This is a genomic window from Rhodococcus sp. WAY2, from assembly GCF_009859915.1.
Lineage (GTDB): Bacteria > Actinomycetota > Actinomycetes > Mycobacteriales > Mycobacteriaceae > Rhodococcus_F > Rhodococcus_F oxybenzonivorans.
This window is the reverse complement of the sequence record NZ_CP046572.1, coordinates 1593420-1612192: the sequence shown is the minus strand read 5'-3', so window position 1 is coordinate 1612192 and position 18773 is coordinate 1593420. Positions and strand designations below refer to the sequence as shown.

Below are 18773 nucleotides of genomic sequence, written 5' to 3'. Positions count from 1 at the left end.
CTCTACCTCGCTACTTTCTCGAAACGTCCGGGGTCGGCAGCCTTCGCCTCGGCGAGAGCCGATCCCTCCAACAGTGCCACCGTCGCGTCGGCGGTGACGGGGGTGAGCAGGACGCCGTTGCGTCCGTGTCCCGTCGCCACCACGACCCGATCCGACACTCGCCCGATCAGGGGCAGATTGTCGGGAGTCATCGGCCGCAGACCGGCCGAGGCCTCGCGCAGTTCGTACTCACCGATCGCAGGCATCAGTGCTTCGGCGTCGGCGATGAGGTCCCGCACCCCGGCGACGGTGACCTGGGTGTCGTGGCCGGATTCGTGCTGGGTGGCGCCCACGACGATTCCGTCGGCCCGCGGCACGAGGTACGCGGGACGGCCGTGCACACTGCCGCGGATGGTGCGACCCGGCGCCGGCGTCACCCCGGGACGGGCACGCAGCCGCAGGATCTCCCCCTTCACCGGGCGAACCGGAAGCCCCGGCCACAGCGACGGCGACGCGACGCCTGCGGTGAGGACGATCTGGTCGGTGTCGAGCAGGCCGAGGTCGGACACACTCTCCTCGATCAACTCCACTCCGGCGTCGACTGCGCACGTCCGCAGTGCCGCCAGCAGCAACCGGTTGTCGACGGCAAGTTCCGCGACCGCGAGCAGTCCGAGCCGAACCCCACGCCCGAGCATCGGCTCGAGTTCGCGTACCTCGCTTCGGCTCAGGATCTGCAGGTCGCGTCCCTGCGCACCGACCCATTCGGCGATGGTCCGCAGATCTTCGGCATCGGCGGCGTCGAGCGCGACGGTGAGTGAACTGGCCGACGTGAACAGCTCGACACCGGCGGCGGCCTCGAGCTCCTTGCCGAACTCGCGCCACCGGTCCAGTGACGCACTGCCCAGCTCGAGCACACTCTCCTCGCCGGGCCAGCCCTCGGACAGCGGTGCCAGCATTCCCCCTGCCACCCACGACGCACCCGAGCCGATCGCCGGGTCGTACAGGCGGACCGACCACCCGGCGTGGGCGGCGCGCCACGCAATCGACAGCCCGATCACCCCGCCGCCGACGACGGACACCGACCGTGGTCTCAGAACCGTTGACATCGAACACCACCTCACTTCCTGCGCCGGCATGATCCGGGTCAGGTATGACGGTCGGGCTCGGCGTGAGCCCCTCTCAGCCCCACGATCCCGGGACTCCCGTGTTGCACTTTCACCGTAGAGGCTACCGTCATGCCGTGACCACCTCGCATCACACCAGCCATGCAGAACGTCGGCGTCGCCTCGGAGCTGCGCGTTTGTACCTGTGTACCGACGCTCGACGCGAGAAAGGTGACCTGGCACAGTTCGCGGAAGCCGCGCTGTCCGGTGGTGTCGACATCATCCAGCTCCGCGACAAGGGCTCGGCCGGCGAGCGCGAGCTGGGTCCGATGGACGCACGCGACGAACTTGCGGCACTGTCCGTGCTCGCCGCCGTCGCACGGAGGCACGGCGCCCTGCTCGCCGTCAACGACCGCGCCGACATGGCGCTCGCAGCCGGTGCCGATGTCCTGCACCTCGGCCAGGGCGACCTTCCGGTGCCGTACGCCCGGAACGTCGTAGGGCCGGATGTCCTGATCGGCCGGTCCACCCACAGCCGGGCGCAGGCCAGTCTCGCGGCGATCGAGGACGATGTCGACTACTTCTGCACCGGGCCCGTGTGGGCCACCCCTACCAAGCCGGGACGCACGGCAGCGGGTATCGAGCTGGTGCGGTCCACCGCCGATTCGCAGCCCACCCGACCCTGGTTTGCGATCGGTGGCATCGACGAGTCGCGAGTACCGGAGATTCTGGCTGCGGGGGCCACCCGAATCGTCGTGGTGCGGGCGATCACGGAGGCCCGGGACCCTCAGGCGGCGGCGCGCTCACTCGCCGGAATGCTTCGCGGCAACAGCTGAGTTACGGCTGATCCAGCCAGCCCAGGACGGTCGACGGCTCCAGGGTGAGGACGGTGCCCGCGAGTTGGTCGACGAGTTCGGGGTCCGCGGTCACCACGGCGGTCACCGTTCCGACGGTGGTGCCATGGCCTGCCGGCTCCGCGGTGCCACCGATCACCTCGAGCGAGTCGAGCACCTCCACGCGCGGGAGCCAGCCGTAGGTTCCGTCGGGCAGGTGGATCGTGCGGGGCAACGCCTTCGACAAGTGTGTCAGCGAGGCGTGCTCCCCCAGAACGTCGTGCCCGGCGAGGACCAGCCGTACCTCCGTGGTGCGCAGCATCTGCCAGCCCGCTTGGAACCCCGGATGGAGTGGCAGCCCTGCGACGTCGGACTCACGAACCCAGCGCAGCTCCGTGCTCTCACCGTTGGCAACGGTGGGGAGCGGGCGTTCGGCGTCGGCGATCACCGTGGTGTAGCTCCACCCGCTGGCGGCTTCCATCGTCACGACCTCGGTGCGCACCCGGATGGCCGCGCTCTCGATGCCGGTCTCCTCGTGGGCTTCCCGGACCGCAGCATGGGTCGTCGTCTCGTGGCTGTCCCGGGCGCCGCCTGGCAACGCCCACGTCCCGCCTTGATGGCTCCAGACCGCACGATGCTGGAGCAGCACCGCGGGCGTCTCGTCCGCGAGCGGAGCACGCAACAACAATCCGGCCGCACCGTGCTTGCCCCAATGACGACTGCCGTCCGGACCGGTTGCCCAGCCGTCCCCGTCACCACGCATCGACTACCCCTGTCCGACCTGATGGGTCACCTGCAGTTCCCTCACACTAACGGTTTCTCCCTGCCTCGCCAGCTCACGGCCCCGTTCGGGCTTCGTTCGGCGGGGGCACGATCCCGCACTCCGTCCGGTTGACCGCCTCCCGGCGCGGCAGCTTATATGCTCCCCACACAGTGCGGCCGGTTTCAGAAGGGGTGCGACGTGGTTCTGCGTGAGGCACCGTCGATCGAACCCCACGGTAGCCGAGCTTTGTCGGCCCTCGGGGACGACGAGGTCGATCCGGCGGTGGCTCGCCGCAGGGAGTTGCGCGCCTTCCTCCATTCGACCCCGGCCAGACTGACAGGTCTCGGCATTCTGCTCATGCTCCTGTGCGTGGCCGCCGGTCTGGTGGCCACCTCCACGGTGAACGGCAGGGCGGCCACGCTCGACGCCGTCCTCGTGGATGCCGAACCGCTGTCGTACTCGGCGCAGAATCTGTATATCGGGTTGTCGGTGGCCGACGCCGCAGCCACGACGGCGTTCATCTCGGGGGGTCTCGAGCCAGGCGACCTTCGGGACAGGTATGCGCAGGCGATCGGTACGGCGTCGGCGGATCTCGTCCATGCCTCCGGCGGGCTGGCAGCGAGCGAGGCAGACAGCCGCCGACTCCTCGCCTCCATCTCCACCGACCTCACGGTGTACACCGGGCTCGTCGAGACCGCGCGGGCGAACAACCGGGTGGGCAACCCCGTCGGGGCGGCCTACCTCGGGGAGGCCTCGACGCTGATGCAGACGAGCCTGCTTCCGATGGCACAGCAGTTGCACGCCGGGCACGAGGCCCGTGTGGCGTCGACGCAGAGTAACTATTCACGGCCTCCGTGGTTCGCGCTCGCGCTCCTGTTGACGGCCGCGGTGGGATTGGTCCTCACCCAGGTAGTGCTGGCCCGGCTCACTCGGCGCACGTTCAATCTCGGTTTGATCCTGGCATCGTCGGCTACCGCCATTCTGCTGGCATGGATGCTGATAGCAGGGCTGATTTCGGCTCTCGACACCCATCGCGCACTCACCGAGGGTGCCCGGCCGCTGCACGAATTGACCACCGGTCGCATCCTCGCCCAGCAGGCGCGCACCGAGGAGACACTCCGGTTGGTGCGGCGCGATTCGAACGGCGACTACGACGCGGTGTTCGACGACAAGTCCGCTCAGCTCGGTGCGGTGCTGTCGAACTATCCGCGCGAGGACGACAACCCGGTCGGTGACGCCGAGGTGACCCGGGCCGAGGAAGCATGGAACCGATGGTCGACGGCGCACGAACGGATGAACACCGTTCTCGCCGAGGGCGATTTCCTCGCCGGCGCGGCCATCGCCATCGGTCCCGGAGGCGAGAATTCGGCCGCCCAGTTCACCGCTCTCGACGATGCGCTCACCGAAGGCATCGACTCTGCCCGCGATCATCTGCGCTCCCATGTGGCGTCCGCATCCGGGGTGCTGACGGCGTTGGGCCCGGGTGCCTTCGCCCTGACGCTGATCGCCGTGATCGGAATTATCATCGGACTGTGGCCGCGGTTGAGGGAGTATCAGTGAGGCGGCACCGGATCGCACCCATCGTGCTGGCGCTGGCGATGCTCCTCTGCGGTTGCGCCCAGTCGACGTCGGGGCACGTCGGTTCGCCGAGCATCTCGTACACCGAACCGCCGTTGCCCGCCGGCGTCGCCCCGGCACCGACGGACCGTTCGACGCCTTCTCCCGCGCCGGGCGGCGACTGCGGCGATCCCACAGCCAGTCTGCGCCCCGTTTCCGACGCAGGCCCACCACCACCGAGCCCGACAGTCGACGCCATCCGCGCGCGGGGCAGGCTGATCGTCGGGTTGGATACCGGCAGTAACCTCATGAGTTTCCGCGACCCGGCCACCGGCACGATCGAGGGGTTCGATGTAGACATCGCCCGTGAGATCGCACGGGATCTCTTCGGTGACCCGGAGCGCCTGGAGTACCGAATTCTCACGTCCGCCAATCGTGAACGGGCGCTGCAGGAGTCGCTGGTCGATGTCGTCGCCAAGACGATGACGATCACCTGCGACCGGCGAGAGCGGGTGGCGTTCTCGAGCCAGTACTTCGAGGCGCGACAACGGGTCCTCGTCGTCAAGGGCTCGCCCATCCGCGGTCCGGCGGATCTGGCCGGACAACGGGTATGTGTGGTGCGCGGCACCACGTCGTTGGCGCGGCTGCAGCAGGTGGCGCCGACGGCCGAGATCCTCACCGTGCCGATGTGGTCCGACTGCCTGGTGGTGTTGCAGCAACGGCAGGTCGACGCGGTGACGTCCGACGACACGATTCTGGCCGGACTGGCATCTCAGGACCCGTACCTCGAGATCGTCGGGGACAGCATGGGCGCCGAACCGTACGGAATCGGCATCACCAAATCGAACGAGGACCTCGTGCGGTTCGTCAACGGCACCCTCGAGCGGATCCGCCGCGACGGAACCTGGACCGACTCCTACAACCGCTGGTTGTCGATGCTGGGACCGTCGCCCGTCCCTCCGGCCGCCGTGTACCAGGACTGAGGCCGATGTCCCAGGAGAATACAGGGTCGCCGGATCCGGAGGTCGCCACCCAGGCTGCGCCCCGCGAACCGGAACAGGCCACGCAGGCTGCACCCCGCGAACCGGAACAGGCCACGCAGGCTTCGCGTCCATCGGGAGCCTCGACGACAGGTCGCTCGACGAGGTCACCGCGCAGTCGCTCCGGTGGCCGCCTGCGCCTGGGTGGTGGGCTCGTCGAAGTGCCGGTGGTGAAGACGGTCGACCCGGCTTCGGCCGTGATGTCGGACCCGACGGTTCCCGAGAACAAGCGGTTCTGCTGGAAGTGCGGCAATCCGGTCGGCCGGAAGTGCGCCACTGCGGAAGAGTGCGAGTTCGGCACATGCCCTTCGTGCGCCGCCACTTTCGACTTCCGGCCGCTTCTGCGGCCTGGCGAGCTGGTGAGCGGCCAGTACGAGGTGCAGGGATGCATCGCGCACGGCGGTCTCGGGTGGATCTATCTCGCAATCGACCGCAACGTGAGCGATCGATGGGTGGTTCTCAAGGGTCTGTTGCATTTCGGTGATGCCGAGGCGCAGGCGGTCGCCGTGGCCGAACGCCAGTTCCTCGCCGAGGTGGCGCACCCGAGCATCGTGAAGATCTACAACTTCGTCGAGCACCCCCGATCCGACGGGACTCCGATGGGGTACATCGTCATGGAGTACGTGGGCGGGCACTCGCTGAGGGACGTTCTCTCGACGCACCACCGCCCCGAACGGATGCCCATCGAGCAAGCCATCGCCTATGTGCTGGAAATACTTCCGGCACTCGACTATCTGCACTCGACGGGCCTGGTCTACAACGACCTCAAGCCCGACAACGTGATGGTGACCGAGGATTCGCTCAAGCTGATCGACCTCGGCGCGGTCGCGGGCATCGAGGACTACGGCTATCTGTACGGCACACCAGGTTTCCAGGCACCGGAGATCGTGAAGACGGGCCCGACCGTCGCCTCCGACATCTACACGGTGGGCCGCACGCTGGCGGTGCTGACGCTCGACATGCCCTCCGACAAGGGCCGGTACCTCGACGGGATACCGACGCCCGACAACGCGCCGCTGCTGGCCGAATACGAATTCTTCCATCGCCTCCTGCTGCGTGCCACCGATCCCGACCCCGCGAAGCGTTTCCGCTCGGCGCAGGAGATGGCCGGTCAGCTCACCGGCGTGCTCCGTGAGGTACTCGCGCAGCAGACCGGCGAGGAACACCCCGGACTCTCCACGGTGTTCAGCAGGCAGCGAACAACTTTCGGCACCGACGAGGCCATCGAACAGACCGACGTCTACGTCGACGGTGTGCAACGAGACCAGAAACTCGATGCGCGCTCGGTGGCGCAGGCGCTGGCGGTGCCGCTGATCGATCCCACCGACCCCAACGCTCCCCTGCTGGCCGCCGCCGTTCACAGCGAACCTCAGCAGACGCTCGACTCCCTGCGACATGCCCGAGACAACGGCATCGAACGCCTCGTCGGAAGTCCCGATGTGTCGTTTTCCCGCGAACTCACGCTCGCCGAGATCAAGGCCCACCTCGATCTCGGTGACGCGGCCACGGCACTCACCCTGCTCGGGGAAGTGGAGGGAGACGTCGGCGACAACTGGCGGATCGACTGGTATGCAGGAATCGCCGCACTGCTCTCCGGCGACTACGAGGCAGCCTTCTCCCACTTCGAAGGCGTGCTGCAAGCGATGCCCGGTGAGACGGCACCCAAGCTCGCCCTGGCCGCGACCGCCGAGTTGATCCTGCAGCACTGGGATACCTCGGACCCGGCCCCGTGGCGGTCGTTCGCGGAGAAGTACTACCGGTCGGTGTGGCGCACCGACCACAACGCGGTGAGTGCGGCATTCGGGCTGGCACGGCAACTCACCGAGCGCGGAGATCTTTCCGGTGCCCTCGCGGCGCTCGACGAGGTTCCCCCCACCTCCCGGCACTTCACCGTGGCCCGGATGACCGGTGTGCTTGTACTGCTGTCCGGGCGGCCGATCGACAAGATCGAGGAGTCCCAGCTGCGTGAGGCGGCGCTTCGTGTGGCCGCGCTGCCGCACGAAGAGAGCCGGGCACTCCAGATGCGCACCCTCGTGCTGGGTACCGCACTCGACTGGATACGCAGCGGCCACACGTCCACCACCGAACACAGACCTTTCCTCGGTGTGCCGTTCACCGAACACGGGTTACGCACCGGCGCCGAGGCGGCGCTGCGCGCACTGGCCCGAAAAGCACCCGAACGCACCCACCGCTATGCGCTGGTCGACCGGGCCAACACCATTCGCCCGAAAAGCCTTTTCTAGCAGTCGGTCACCGGCTCAGCTACCCACCAAGTCGACTGCCGCCCGGGCAATCGCCAACTCCTCGTTGGTGGGGACGACGAGAATTTCCACCTCGGAGTCGTCCGAGGAGATGCGCCGGGCCGCCCGGGATTCCGAGCTGTTGCGGGTGTCGTCGACGATGATGCCGAGACGTTCGAGCCCCGCCAGGCTGTCGCGCCGGACATCGACGTTGTTCTCGCCCACTCCCCCGGTAAACGTGATGACGTCGGCACCGCCCAGCTCCACGAGGTAGGCGCCGATGTACTTGCGGAGCCGGTGCACATACACGTCGTAGGCGAGCGCGGCGTCCGCGTTTCCCTCACCGACGAGGGTCCGGAGCGAGCGGAAGTCGTTGACGCCGGACAGCCCTCGCAGACCCGACTGCCGGTTGAGCAGGTCGTCGATCCGGTCGACCGTCAGTCCTTGCCGATACAGATGAAGGAGGACTCCCGGGTCGATGTCACCACTGCGCGTACCCATGACGAGGCCCTCGAGTGGCGTGAATCCCATGCTGGTGTCGACGGCGCGGCCGCCGTGTATGGCAGACGCCGAGGCGCCGTTGCCCAGATGCAGAACTATCTGGTCGAGCTCGGAGGTATCCCTGCCGAGGAACTGGGCGGCACAGGACGACACATACTGGTGCGACGTCCCGTGGAAGCCGTAACGCCGAATGTCGTACTGCTCCGCGAGGCTCCGATCGATGGCATAGGTGGACGCCGCCGCGGGCAGGGTGTGGAAGAACGCGGTGTCGAACACTCCGACGTGCGGGACGTCGGGAAGCACTTCCCGGGCCACCTCGATGCCGATCACGTTCGCCGGATTGTGCAGCGGCGCCAGGCTCGACAGATCGGAGATGGCCCGCACTACGTCGTCGTCGATGATCGTGGGCTCGTAGAACACCTTGCCGCCGTGAACGAGGCGGTGCCCCACGGCGACGATCCCGGCCTCACCGAGCGGCCGGCCTACCTCGGCGACCACCTCGAGGACCGTCTTCAAACCCGCGCGATGGTCGGCGATGACACCGTGTCGTTCCTCCACGCCCGTGCGGTGCCGATACACGATGTGACCGTCCGGTTCGCCGATCCGCTCGATGAGCCCGGAGGCGATCGACTCGCCGGTGTCCGGCTGTATGAGCTGGAACTTGATCGACGAAGAACCGGAGTTGAGTACCAGTACCGATCCTGCGGTGTCGTCGCTCACGTGTCTGCCCCCCGAGGTTCGAGCGCCGCGGCCTGAATGGCCGTGATGGCCACCGTATTGACGATATCCTCGACCAGCGCGCCCCGGGAGAGGTCGTTGACCGGCTTGTTCAGACCCTGCAACACCGGGCCGACGGCGATGGCACCGGCACTGCGCTGCACCGCCTTATAGGTGTTGTTGCCGGTGTTGAGATCGGGGAAGATGAACACCGTCGCCTTACCCGCTACCTGCGAGTCGGGCATCTTCTTGTCGGCCACACTCTGCTCGATGGCGGCGTCGTACTGAATCGGTCCTTCCACCAACAGATCCGGTCGTCGCTCGCGGACGACGGCGGTGGCGGAGCGCACCTTGTCGACATCTGCGCCGGTCCCTGAATCGCCGGTGGAGTACGACAGCATCGCGATGCGCGGGTCGATGCCGAACTGCGCTGCCGTCTCAGCGGACGAGATCGCGATGTCGGCCAGTTGCTCGGCGGTGGGGTCGGGCACTACCGCGCAGTCGCCGTAGGCGAGGACGCGGTCGGACAGACACATCAGGAACACGCTCGACACCGTGTTCACACCCGGCCGAGTCTTGATGATCTCGAACGACGGCCGAATCGTGTGCGCGGTGGTGTGCGCGGCGCCGGACACCATTCCGTCCGCTATTCCCCTGTGCACCATCATGGTTCCGAAGTACGAGATGTCGCCCATCACCTCCCGTGCACGCTCGAGGGTCATGCCCTTGTGCGCGCGCAGCCGGGCGTACTCCTCGGCGAACGAGGTGGTGTACTCCGAGGTTCGCGGATCGAGAACCTGCGCCTCGGACAGGTCCACACCGAGTTCGGCGGCACGCCTGCGCACCTGTCCCTCGTCTCCGAGGAGTGTCAGCTCCGCCACCTGGCGTTGGAGCAATCGGCCCGCGGCCCGGAGGATACGGTCGTCGTCACCCTCCGGAAGGACGATGTGCCTGCGACCGCGCCGGGCCCGGTCGATCAGCTGGTACTCGAACATCTGCGGTGTGACCACCGAGGGGATCGGAAGTTTCAGCCGTTCGACGAGAACAGCGGGATCGACGTGCTGCTCCATGACGCTCAACGCGGTGTCGACCTTGCGTTGCGAGCCGACGGCCACCCGGCCCCGCGTCTGCGCGGCAACACTTGCCGTGTCGAACGTACCCAGCGACGTGGTGAGGATCGGGAGACGCGGTTTCAAACCTGCCATCAGGTCGGCGATCGCGGGATGGGGGAGCAGACCACCATTCATGATGATCCCGGCGAGCGACGGAAACCCTTCCGCGTCGTGCGCGTTGACCATCGCCAGCAGTACGTCGGAACGGTCGGCGGGCGCGATCACCACCACCCCGTCACTCAGACGCTCGAGGATGTGCTCGGCCGTCATGCCGCCGACCATCACCCGCAGCGCTTCACGGTGCAGAAGCTCGGGATCACCACTGAACAAGGTGCCGTCGACGGCGTCGAGCAGTTCTGCCATGGTCGGCGCCGTCAACAGCGGAATCTCCGGCAAGCTCCACGCAGGCACGCCGGCGGAGGACAGCGCGGACGTGACGGCGCCGAGTTCGTCCGGGTTGCACCGATTGGCGATCACCGCGATCAGATGAGCGTGATGTGCCTTCAGTTCGCCTATGCACAGCGCAGCGAGTTGGGCCACCTCGTCAGGACTGCGGCGCGCTCCCCGTAATGCGAGGAGCACCGGCGCACCCAGGTTGACGGCGATCCTCGCGTTGTACCCGAGTTCGCTCGGGCTGGCTACGTCGGTGTAGTCGCTACCGATGACCACGACGGCATCGCACTGCTCGGCCATCGTGTGATACCGCGCGACGATCTCACTGAGCGCGCCGTCGGGGTCGGCGTGGACGTGCTCATAGGTGACACCCAGGGACTGCTCGTAACCGACGTCGGCGGTGGTGTGCTCGAGCAGCAACTCCAGGATGTAGTCGGTCTCCTCCGTCGATCGCGCGATCGGCCGGAAAACACCCACCCGTGCCGCCGAGGCACACAGCATCTGCAAGACACCCAGCGCGATGGTGGACTTACCGGTGTCTCCTTCCGGCGATGCGATGTAGATGCTCGACGGCGCCGACGGGCCCGGCGGACTCACTGGTGCGGAGGTTCCAGGTGCAGCCATGGCCATAGCGTATCCGGCGGTCCGCGCCGGCGCCGTCGCCGTCGGCACCTCCGGCCACCACGATTGACAGGGGTCCTGTGAAGCGGTCAGATGACCTATGGCCGAATCACCCTTCCCCGACGTGCGGTGGGGCAGCGAAAACAGCTTCCTCCGTGAGCCCGCCGCGGCCTTCGCCGCTACCCGGCCGGGGTCGTGGGTAATTCGGAAGCTCGCCGGAGTAGACCGGCGCCTACTCGAGAAGAGCGGTGGACGTTTCACCGTTCTCGGCCCGATCGCCGCACCGGTGGTGCTTCTCACCACGACGGGCCGCAAGTCCAGGAAGCCGAGGACCAGCCCGCTGCTGTACTACCGCGAGGGCGACCGAATCTACGTGGTGGGCAGTAACTTCGGGCAAGAGAAACACCCCGCCTGGTCCGCGAATCTCCTCGCGGAGCCGCACGCGACGGTGACCATCGGGGGAAAGGCGATCCCGGTGACCGCCACTCTCCTCACCGAACCGGAACGAACCCGCATCTATCGCGAATTCGATGCCATGGTCAGGGTCTACGGCGTCTACGAGACCCGCACCGATCGCAACATGCGGGTGTTCGCGCTGACTGCCACCTGACCAACGTCATTGCGTCATCAGCGCGATCTGCTGACCCGGCGCTACCCGGGGATATCTGTTCCCGCCCGTATCATCTACGTGGGGATAATCACAGCGCCGCAAGTTGCCAGACGTTTGCTCGTGGTGTGTGGTGGAACCAGGAGATGAGGCGGACAGCCGCCGGGAAAGGGGGAAACATGCTTGCAGCCAGACGATTACGCCCGTATGCGGTGGCGCCTGTACCGCTGAAGCCGAACCCGCCCGACCCTGATCAGTGAGTTCCACCCCCGCGTCGACTCGAGGACAGGCAGACAGATGAACCAGAAGTCCCGACCAGGCCACGAGCCGGCAGATACGGACCCCGAATCAGGCACGCTGTCCGCCGACGATCTGGCCGCAGCCATCGAGGGATTGACCGGCATCCGCACCATCGCGCGGTCTCCAGATGCCAGGCCGACCCCCCGCACCGTTCGGCGCGAACCGCCTCGATAGGGCCCCGATCAGCACACTCCATCAGTGGACCAGAACTGGCCCCGCATCGGCGTCCTGCTGCGGAATCTCGTTGCGATACAGTGTTATCGACACCAACGCGCCGACAGCGAAGAATGCTGCGGCCACCCAGAACGCGGAGTGATAGCTGACCAGCGCCGCACCCTCGGCGAGCTGCTGCGCCACGACGGCCGGATCCCCAGACACGGCGTGCTCGGCGCTGTAGCTGTCTGCTGCTGAAGCTGCGACACTGCTGAGGAGGGCAATCCCGATCGAACCGCCGACTTGCTGCGCGGTGTTCACCGTGGCCGAGGCGACGCCGGCGTCGTCGGCCCGCACTCCCGCCGTGGAGGAGGCCATCGCGCTCGAGAAGACGAATCCGAGACCGAGCCCGACCGCGACAAGACCCGGCAGGATGCCGGTGAGGTAGGCGCTGTCGACATCGATCGTGGTCAGAAACGCCATACCGAGTGCAGAGACGAGCAGACCGGACGTGACAAGTATCCGCGGGCTGCATCGAGTGGCCAGCACCGCTCCCGAGAACGAAGCGCTCAGGGCGATCGACGCGACCATCGGCAGAAAGGCGATACCGGTCGCGATCGGGCTGTATCCGAGCAGCTGCTGGAGGTAATAGGTGAGGAACAGAAAGATCCCGAACATGCCTACCGCAGAAATCAACATCACCAGATACGAGGCACCGCGCAGCCGATCGGTCAGCACCCGCATCGGCAACAGCGGATGGCGAACCTTGGTCTCGATCCACACGAACAGGGCCAGCAGAACGATCCCCACCCCGAGGAACGTCAGCGTCGACGCGTCGGACCAGCCGTGGCTTTCCGAGTTGGCGAATCCGTACACGAGGAAGAACAAGCCGGCCGTCACCGATACCGCCCCCCACCAATCCAGGCTTTTCGACGTCGAGCCCTTCTGGTGCGCAGGCAGAAATACGAGTGCACCGACCAGCGCCACGACGGCGAAGGCGACGTTGACGTACAGGCACCAATGCCATGACAGGTAATCGGTGAGAACGCCGCCCATCAGCAGGCCGATCGCGCCGCCCGCACCCGAGATCGCCCCGAACACACCGAAGGCCCGGGTCCGATCCGCCGACCCCGCAAACGTTACGGTCAACAGCGACAAGGCGGCCGGGGCCAACAGCGCTCCGAATACGCCCTGCAATGCACGCGCGGTCACGAGAACGTCGAAGTTGGGACTCCACCCACCCAGAGCGGACGCGGCCGCGAAACCGATCAGACCGATGATGAACGAGTTCTTGCGGCCGAAGAGGTCGTTGATCCGGCCACCCAGAAGGAGCAGGCTCCCGAACGCCAGCGAATACGCCGTGACGACCCATTGACGCTGACCGTCGGTGAATCCCAGCGCATGCTGCGCCTCGGGCAGCGCGATGTTCACGATCGTCGCGTCGAGGACCACCATCAACTGGGCGATGGCCAATACGCCGAGGATCAACCATCGCCGATCGATGCCCTGCCCCGTCACCGCCGGTCGCTCGCGTACCACTGCCATAGCTGTCACCCTCTCAGTGAAGCGGAATGCCTAATTCCGGATAGACGGTACCATAAGCGGAACGGGCAATTCCGGATGAGCTAGACTGAGGAGATGGGCCCTCAGACAGACCGTGCTCTCCGCAGCGACGCCCGGGCAAACCTCGAACGCATCCTGCAGTCGGCGCGCGAGGTGTTCACATCCCGGGGCCTCGAGGCCACACTCGCCGAGGTCGCGGAGCATGCCGGTGTCGGCGTCGGGACCGTCTACCGCCGATTTGCGAGCAAGGATCAACTGATCGAGCACCTGTTCGCTTCGCGTCTCCAGGACGTCGTCGAGGTCTCGACCACAGCCGAAGCGATGCCGGATCCATGGGAAGGTCTCGTCTATTTCTTCACCGAGAGCACCCGAATGCTGGCTCAGGACCGCGGCCTCCGCGACCTGGTTGTGGCGGGCAGGGCGCTGCCGCAGGGCCTGGCCGATCCGGAGACCCACGGGAAGCTCGCCGGGGCGGTTGAGGCGGCCCAAGGGGAAATTCACCGACGAACAGCTGCCCTGGTCGAACGTGCCAAGGCCGCCGGGGCGTTGCGTGACGACTTCGAGAGCACGGATCTACCGTTGCTGACGCAGTCCGTTCAGGCTGCAGCCGACTTTGCCAGCGCAGAATCACCCGAGTTGTGGAAGCGCGTCCTCGGCTTCGCGCTCGATGGTCTCCGCGCAAACCGGGACGGCCACAGCACCTTGGGCGTACCCGCGCTCAGCGAAGACCAACTGCACCGAGCGATGAACCGCCTCCACGGCGTCGACTGACGTCGGTCACTGTCCGCTCGACGCGGTGTCGACGTCGAGTTCGCCGTCGTGGGCGAACACGAGACGTCCGTCGTCGAGAGCGACCGCCCACCGGTGCACCGGAGCCCAGTCGCGGCCGAGCGACTGCCCCGACGTGGTCAGTTCCGCGAAATCCTCGATCACCACACCCTGCGCCGTCGTTTCCGTCTCGCGCCGAACCCGGACACGGGCTCCGACGACGATGTCGGGTTTCACAGGGTTCTGCTCGGGCATTGCTCATCCAACTTTCTTCGAAGAAGGGCCGCGGGCGGCCTGGTTGTTCCCACACCCGCTGGGGTGAGCGGGTGTGGGAACAGCCGACGACCCCGAGTCGGGGGAGGGACCGCCGGCCGATCCCGAACCCTGCGCGTTGCGGTTCGGGAGCTTAATGCCGACTGCAGGCACACCCACTACAGACCATCAGCAAACATTCAGCAAGCTAACTCCGGACGTGTGTGGGAATCATCACCCACCGGTTCGAAGGGCAGCGTATCCGTTAGAGAGTCCAGCATTTGTACACGAGGCGCCTTGACGTAAACCATTCTGAGGTCCATATTACATGTTACGTCTCGTCACACTGATATGGAGGACGCTCATGACCCGTTCTACGCTCGAGCTTCGCAACCCGAGGATCACCGATCGCCAGGACACGGGTACACGGCTCCTCGAATCCTCCGCGAGGATGTCGTACGACCCCATGGTCGAGGTCGACTGGGATGCACCGGTCCCCGACGACCTGTACGGCCTGACACCGGAATGGTCCACACTGTTCGGAACCCCGCTGTGGAACGAAATGACGTTCGAGCAGCAGATCACCCTGACCAAGCACGAAGTGTCCTCGATCATGGGCACCGGCATCTGGTTCGAAATGATCCTGCAGCAGATGGTCATCCGGGACATGTATGCCAAGGATGCCTCGCAGGCGCACTTCCAGTTCGCGCTCACCGAAGTCGCCGACGAATGCCGGCACTCCGTGATGTTCGCTCGTACCGCCGAGAAGTTCGGCTGCCCGTCGTACGTGCCGCGCCGGGCCGTCGTCAACCTGGGTCGCGGATTCAAAGCTCTCGCGTCGGGAGAGGTCGCCTACGCCGGCATCCTGGTCGCCGAAGAAATCCTCGACGTCATGCAGCGCGACTGGATGAAGGACACCCGTGTTCAGCCGATCGTTCGGGTGACCAGCAAGATCCACGTTGTCGAGGAAGCCCGGCACATGCGTTTCGCTCGTGAGGAGACACTGCGCCGTGCGGCCGGCACCAGCAAGGCCCGCCGGGCGGCCAGCCGCGGCGCCATCGCGATCGCGGCGAACCTCATCGTGTCGAGCATGATCAACCCCGCTGTCTACGCCGCCGCCGGACTCGACACCGAGCGAGCGCTGCGCGAGGCGAAGAACAACTCGTTCCGCGCCGCGAAGGTACGCGAAAGCTCGCAGCCACTGATGCGCTTCCTTGCCGACGCGGACCTGCTGGGCGGACCGTCCAAGCGCCTGTACAAGCGGGTGCACATGCTCTGAGGCGCTCCGCGCCCGTGCGCCTTTCTGGTTGCTCCAGCTACCAAAAAGGGGCTCTACTGACTCATTCGTGGGTGGATTCGGCCGGGTAATTGTGGGCGGGCGCCCCCGAGGCTGAGCATCGCGAGTGCGATGACGGCCTCGGGGGTGTGGAACCCGAATCCGCGGCGGGTGATGAGGCGAATCTTGGTATTGACCGATTCGATCCGACCGTTCGAGAGCCCGTGCTCGATGGCGGCGAGGATCGCGGGTCTGTGGACGAGGATGCTTTTCTGCAACGCGACGAACGCCGGGATCCGGCACCGCCGGGCCCAGTCGATCCAGCGGTCGAGTTCGGCAGCGGCCTGCTCGACCGGGAGCTGGAAGATCAACCGCAAACTCTCCTTGAGCCGGTAGCCGCGGTGCAGGACCGGATCGTGGAGTTCGATCCACCGCAGCACCGCCTGCTGCTGCGCGGTGAGGGCGTCCGGGTTCTTCAGCAACGCCCACCGGCTGCGTTTGACCGACCGAGCCGGGCCGGCCTTCGGGCGACGCCGCGGTTTCCACCCACCGCCGCGGGAGGCGTTCTCGGTGGACCGTGCCCGGTTCCACGCCGCCCGCCGCACCGTGTCGAGGGCCTCGGTGGCCCAGGCGACCACATGGAACGGATCCGCGCAGCGCACCGCATCCGGGCAGAACCGGGTCACCACCGACCCGATCCATCCGGCCGCGTCCGAGGTGACGTGGGTGATCTTCGCGCACCGTTCGGGCCCGAGCAGGTCGAAGAACCCGGACAGGGTCGCCGCGTCACGGCCCGGGGCCGCCCACACCAGCCGGCCGGAGTCGTGGTCGACGACGACCGTCAGATACTTGTGGCCCTTCTTGTACGAGATCTCGTCGATCCCGATCCGCCGCAGCCCCGCCAGCGGGTCCCGGGCGGGTGTGGTGTCGGCCCACACCCGGTCCACGATCGTCCCGACCGTGCGCCACGCGGTGCGCATCAACTCACACGTCGCGGCCTTCGAGGTATGGGTGGCGAGCCACGCCACCGTCTGGTCGAACGCGTAGGTGTGCCCGGCCCGGTGCCGGGCCCAGGGCACCGCGGCCACCGTGACTCCGTGTTCGCGGCAGCACACCCGCGGTGCGTCGGCCTCGACGAAGGTGCGGACCAGGCCGCAGTCCGGGCCGCGCCACCGCCGCCGACCGGTGCCACCGTCGTAACCGGGGCTCCGACGACCACACACCCCGCACCGGGACCGGGCCCGGGCCTGCGGCCGGACCGCGACGATCACCGCCCCGGCCGTGTCGTCGAAATCGACGCCCTCGATCACCGTCTTTTCGACACCCAACACCTGACGCCATATCCTGGCTTCGCGCACGCCGTTCCCCACATATGTAGCCGACTGACCCTAGACAAGCCAGAACGCTACTGGGACAACGGCGTGCGCCCTCACCCGCACCGAACTCCACCCACGATCACAGCAGTAGAGCCCAAAAAGGCGCACGGGCGGCGAAGCCGCCTAGCCGCGGAGCCGGGGGGCGAGGTCGCGTTCGAAGAGCTCCAGGAACCGCTTCTGGTCGTGTCCGGGCGCGTGGAACACCAGATGATTCAATCCGGCGTCGAGATACGGCTTGATCTGCGCCACCGCCTCATCCGGATCCGACGCCACGATCCACCGCTTCGCAACCTGCTCGATCGGCAACGCATCCGCCGCCTTCTCCATCTCGATCGGATCATCGATCGAATGCTTCTGCTCCGCCGTCAACGACAACGGCGCCCAGAACCGAGTGTTCTCCAGCGCCAACTCCGGATCCGTGTCATACGAAATCTTGATCTCGATCATCTTGTCGATCTCCGCGACATCGCGCTCCGCCTTCGCCGCCCCCTCCGCCACCGCCGGCAGCAACTTCTCCGTATACAACTCCATCCCCTTACCCGACGTACAAATGAACCCGTCCCCACTGCGCCCGGCATACCGGGCCACCACCGGACCACCCGCCGCGATATACACCGGAATCCCGTCCTCGGGCACGTCATAAATCGACGCCCCCTTCGTGGAAAAGAACTCGCCCTCGAAATCGACCCGATCCCCGAGCCACAACTCCCGCATCAACCGCACCGACTCCCGCAACCGCGCGAACCGCTCCTTGAACTCCGGCCACTGCCCCGCAAAACCCGTCGCGATCTCGTTGAGCGCCTCACCGGTACCCACCCCGAGCATCACCCGACCCGGATACAGACACCCCATCGTCGCGAACGCCTGCGCCACCACCGCCGGGTTGTACCGGAACGTCGGCGTCATCACCGACGTCCCCAACTGCAACCGCTCCGTCCGCTCCCCCACCGCCGTCATCCACGCAATCGAGAACGGCGCATGCCCACCCTCGTGCCGCCACGGCTGGAAATGATCCGACACCGTCGCCGAATCCATTCCGTGCGCCTCCGCCAGCACACCCAGCTCCACCAACTCCCGCGGACCGAACTGCTCCGCCGACGCCTTGTATCCCAGCTTGAGCTCGTGGGCCACCGTGTACTCCTTAGTCGTCACGTCCGGTTCGCGTTATGCAAACCTCTTCTGCAGGTTAGAGAACGGCGACGACGCTGGCGAGCCCCGCTCCCAGCGCCACCACCGTCACAGCCACGGCGAACAGCCTCAACTCGTGGGGCGGTGGCATCGGCGCGCCGTCGCGTAGGGCCTTCTCGACCTGAGACCACCGTCGCAGTCCGACGAGGGCCGCTGCCGCGGCGAGACCGATCAGAATCAGGCCGAGGGTCGTCCGCACCCATCCGGTGCTGAATTCGGGGACCAGGTGGATCATCGCGAGACCACCCGCGAGCAAGGCCAGCGAACTCCGCATCCATGCCAGAAACGTCCGCTCACTGGCGAGTGTGAATCGCTCATCGGGCCGGTCGTTGTCCGTCATCGATCCATCTATACACCGGTTCCGTGGAACCGCGACAAGCAGGTAGCCCGGCGTCTTAGATTGGACGAGCAGGCCACAGGCAGGGGGCATC

General features: G+C 66.6%; 16 protein-coding genes. 7 read left to right on the top strand and 9 right to left on the bottom strand.

Annotated features, from left to right (window positions below; all coding sequences use genetic code 11):
• Nucleotides 1–2: 2 nt before the first annotated feature.
• Nucleotides 3–1085, bottom strand: a complete 1083-nt coding sequence (gene thiO, locus GFS60_RS07475) for a glycine oxidase ThiO (RefSeq protein ID WP_159920082.1) — start codon at nt 1083–1085, stop codon at nt 3–5.
• 134 nt (nt 1086–1219) lie between these two features.
• Here thiO and thiE point away from each other — a divergent pair, with 134 nt between their 5' ends.
• On the top strand, nt 1220–1918 hold the full coding sequence (thiE, locus tag GFS60_RS07470; protein WP_159920080.1) for a thiamine phosphate synthase: 699 nt from the start codon (nt 1220–1222) through the stop codon (nt 1916–1918).
• A 1-nt stretch (nt 1919) separates the two neighbouring features.
• On the opposite strand, the gene GFS60_RS07465 is transcribed toward thiE, so the two are convergent.
• Nucleotides 1920–2678 carry an NUDIX hydrolase gene (locus GFS60_RS07465; RefSeq protein WP_159920078.1) on the bottom strand — a complete coding sequence of 253 codons (759 nt, stop codon included), beginning with the start codon at nt 2676–2678 and terminating at the stop codon, nt 1920–1922.
• Between the two features lie 198 nt (nt 2679–2876).
• Here GFS60_RS07465 and GFS60_RS07460 point away from each other — a divergent pair, with 198 nt between their 5' ends.
• From GFS60_RS07460 to GFS60_RS07450, 3 genes are read left to right on the top strand one after another with little or no spacing between them, the layout of a single operon-like run.
• Entirely contained in the window at nt 2877–4238 is a 1362-nt protein-coding gene (locus GFS60_RS07460) for a hypothetical protein (protein WP_236603397.1), read from the top strand.
• Nucleotides 4235–5218 (top strand): glutamate ABC transporter substrate-binding protein, encoded by a 984-nt coding sequence (locus GFS60_RS07455; RefSeq protein ID WP_201453518.1) that lies wholly within the window; start codon nt 4235–4237, stop codon nt 5216–5218. The genes GFS60_RS07460 and GFS60_RS07455 overlap by 4 nt, the downstream gene beginning before the upstream one ends.
• Before the next feature lie 5 nt (nt 5219–5223).
• Nucleotides 5224–7518, top strand: a complete 2295-nt coding sequence (locus GFS60_RS07450) for a serine/threonine-protein kinase (protein ID WP_159920074.1) — start codon at nt 5224–5226, stop codon at nt 7516–7518.
• Between the two features lie 15 nt (nt 7519–7533).
• On the opposite strand, the gene GFS60_RS07445 is transcribed toward GFS60_RS07450, so the two are convergent.
• Entirely contained in the window at nt 7534–8736 is a 1203-nt protein-coding gene (locus GFS60_RS07445; protein ID WP_159920072.1) for an acetate kinase, read from the bottom strand.
• A complete protein-coding gene (pta, locus tag GFS60_RS07440) occupies nt 8733–10868 on the bottom strand; it encodes a phosphate acetyltransferase (RefSeq protein WP_159920070.1) in 2136 nt (711 codons plus the stop codon). The genes GFS60_RS07445 and pta overlap by 4 nt, the downstream gene beginning before the upstream one ends.
• Nucleotides 10869–10959: 91 nt before the next feature.
• Between pta and GFS60_RS07435 the strand changes: the two genes are divergently transcribed.
• Nucleotides 10960–11469, top strand: coding sequence for a nitroreductase/quinone reductase family protein (locus tag GFS60_RS07435; RefSeq protein WP_159920068.1), 510 nt, complete (start codon nt 10960–10962; stop codon nt 11467–11469).
• 492 nt (nt 11470–11961) lie between these two features.
• Here the strand turns inward: GFS60_RS07435 and GFS60_RS07430 are convergent, their stop codons facing one another.
• Nucleotides 11962–13464: an MFS transporter gene (locus GFS60_RS07430; protein ID WP_159920066.1), complete on the bottom strand. Its 1503-nt coding sequence runs from the start codon at nt 13462–13464 to the stop codon at nt 11962–11964.
• 93 nt (nt 13465–13557) lie between these two features.
• Between GFS60_RS07430 and GFS60_RS07425 the strand changes: the two genes are divergently transcribed.
• Nucleotides 13558–14253, top strand: a complete 696-nt coding sequence (locus GFS60_RS07425; protein ID WP_159920064.1) for a TetR/AcrR family transcriptional regulator — start codon at nt 13558–13560, stop codon at nt 14251–14253.
• A gap of 6 nt (nt 14254–14259) precedes the next feature.
• On the opposite strand, the gene GFS60_RS07420 is transcribed toward GFS60_RS07425, so the two are convergent.
• A complete protein-coding gene (locus GFS60_RS07420) occupies nt 14260–14505 on the bottom strand; it encodes a hypothetical protein (RefSeq protein WP_109327618.1) in 246 nt (81 codons plus the stop codon).
• Between the two features lie 361 nt (nt 14506–14866).
• On the opposite strand from GFS60_RS07420, the gene GFS60_RS07415 reads away from it, so the two are divergent.
• On the top strand, nt 14867–15781 hold the full coding sequence (locus GFS60_RS07415) for an AurF N-oxygenase family protein (RefSeq protein ID WP_159920062.1): 915 nt from the start codon (nt 14867–14869) through the stop codon (nt 15779–15781).
• 53 nt (nt 15782–15834) lie between these two features.
• Here GFS60_RS07415 and GFS60_RS07410 read toward each other — a convergent pair whose 3' ends face one another.
• The 3 genes from GFS60_RS07410 to GFS60_RS07400 all read right to left on the bottom strand — a co-directional run bounded on the left by GFS60_RS07410 (nt 15835) and on the right by GFS60_RS07400 (nt 18682).
• Entirely contained in the window at nt 15835–17136 is a 1302-nt protein-coding gene (locus GFS60_RS07410) for an ISL3 family transposase (protein WP_159918917.1), read from the bottom strand.
• A gap of 141 nt (nt 17137–17277) precedes the next feature.
• On the bottom strand, nt 17278–18285 hold the full coding sequence (gene fgd, locus GFS60_RS07405; protein WP_159920060.1) for a glucose-6-phosphate dehydrogenase (coenzyme-F420): 1008 nt from the start codon (nt 18283–18285) through the stop codon (nt 17278–17280).
• A gap of 55 nt (nt 18286–18340) precedes the next feature.
• Nucleotides 18341–18682 (bottom strand): YidH family protein, encoded by a 342-nt coding sequence (locus GFS60_RS07400; RefSeq protein ID WP_159920058.1) that lies wholly within the window; start codon nt 18680–18682, stop codon nt 18341–18343.
• Nucleotides 18683–18773 lie beyond the last annotated feature (91 nt).

Excerpts from the sequence above, each read along its gene's own strand:
- GFS60_RS07400 (WP_159920058.1), bottom strand. The coding sequence starts at position 18,682 with ATGACGGACAACGACCGGCCCGATGAGCGATTCACACTCGCCAGTGAG.
- GFS60_RS07420 (WP_109327618.1), bottom strand. The coding sequence starts at position 14,505 with ATGCCCGAGCAGAACCCTGTGAAACCCGACATCGTCGTCGGAGCCCGT.
- GFS60_RS07430 (WP_159920066.1), bottom strand. The coding sequence starts at position 13,464 with ATGGCAGTGGTACGCGAGCGACCGGCGGTGACGGGGCAGGGCATCGAT.
- pta (WP_159920070.1), bottom strand. The coding sequence starts at position 10,868 with ATGGCCATGGCTGCACCTGGAACCTCCGCACCAGTGAGTCCGCCGGGC.
- thiO (WP_159920082.1), bottom strand. The coding sequence starts at position 1,085 with ATGTCAACGGTTCTGAGACCACGGTCGGTGTCCGTCGTCGGCGGCGGG.
- GFS60_RS07425 (WP_159920064.1), top strand. The coding sequence starts at position 13,558 with ATGGGCCCTCAGACAGACCGTGCTCTCCGCAGCGACGCCCGGGCAAAC.
- GFS60_RS07415 (WP_159920062.1), top strand. The coding sequence starts at position 14,867 with ATGACCCGTTCTACGCTCGAGCTTCGCAACCCGAGGATCACCGATCGC.
- GFS60_RS07435 (WP_159920068.1), top strand. The coding sequence starts at position 10,960 with ATGGCCGAATCACCCTTCCCCGACGTGCGGTGGGGCAGCGAAAACAGC.
- GFS60_RS07465 (WP_159920078.1), bottom strand. The coding sequence starts at position 2,678 with ATGCGTGGTGACGGGGACGGCTGGGCAACCGGTCCGGACGGCAGTCGT.
- GFS60_RS07450 (WP_159920074.1), top strand. The coding sequence starts at position 5,224 with ATGTCCCAGGAGAATACAGGGTCGCCGGATCCGGAGGTCGCCACCCAG.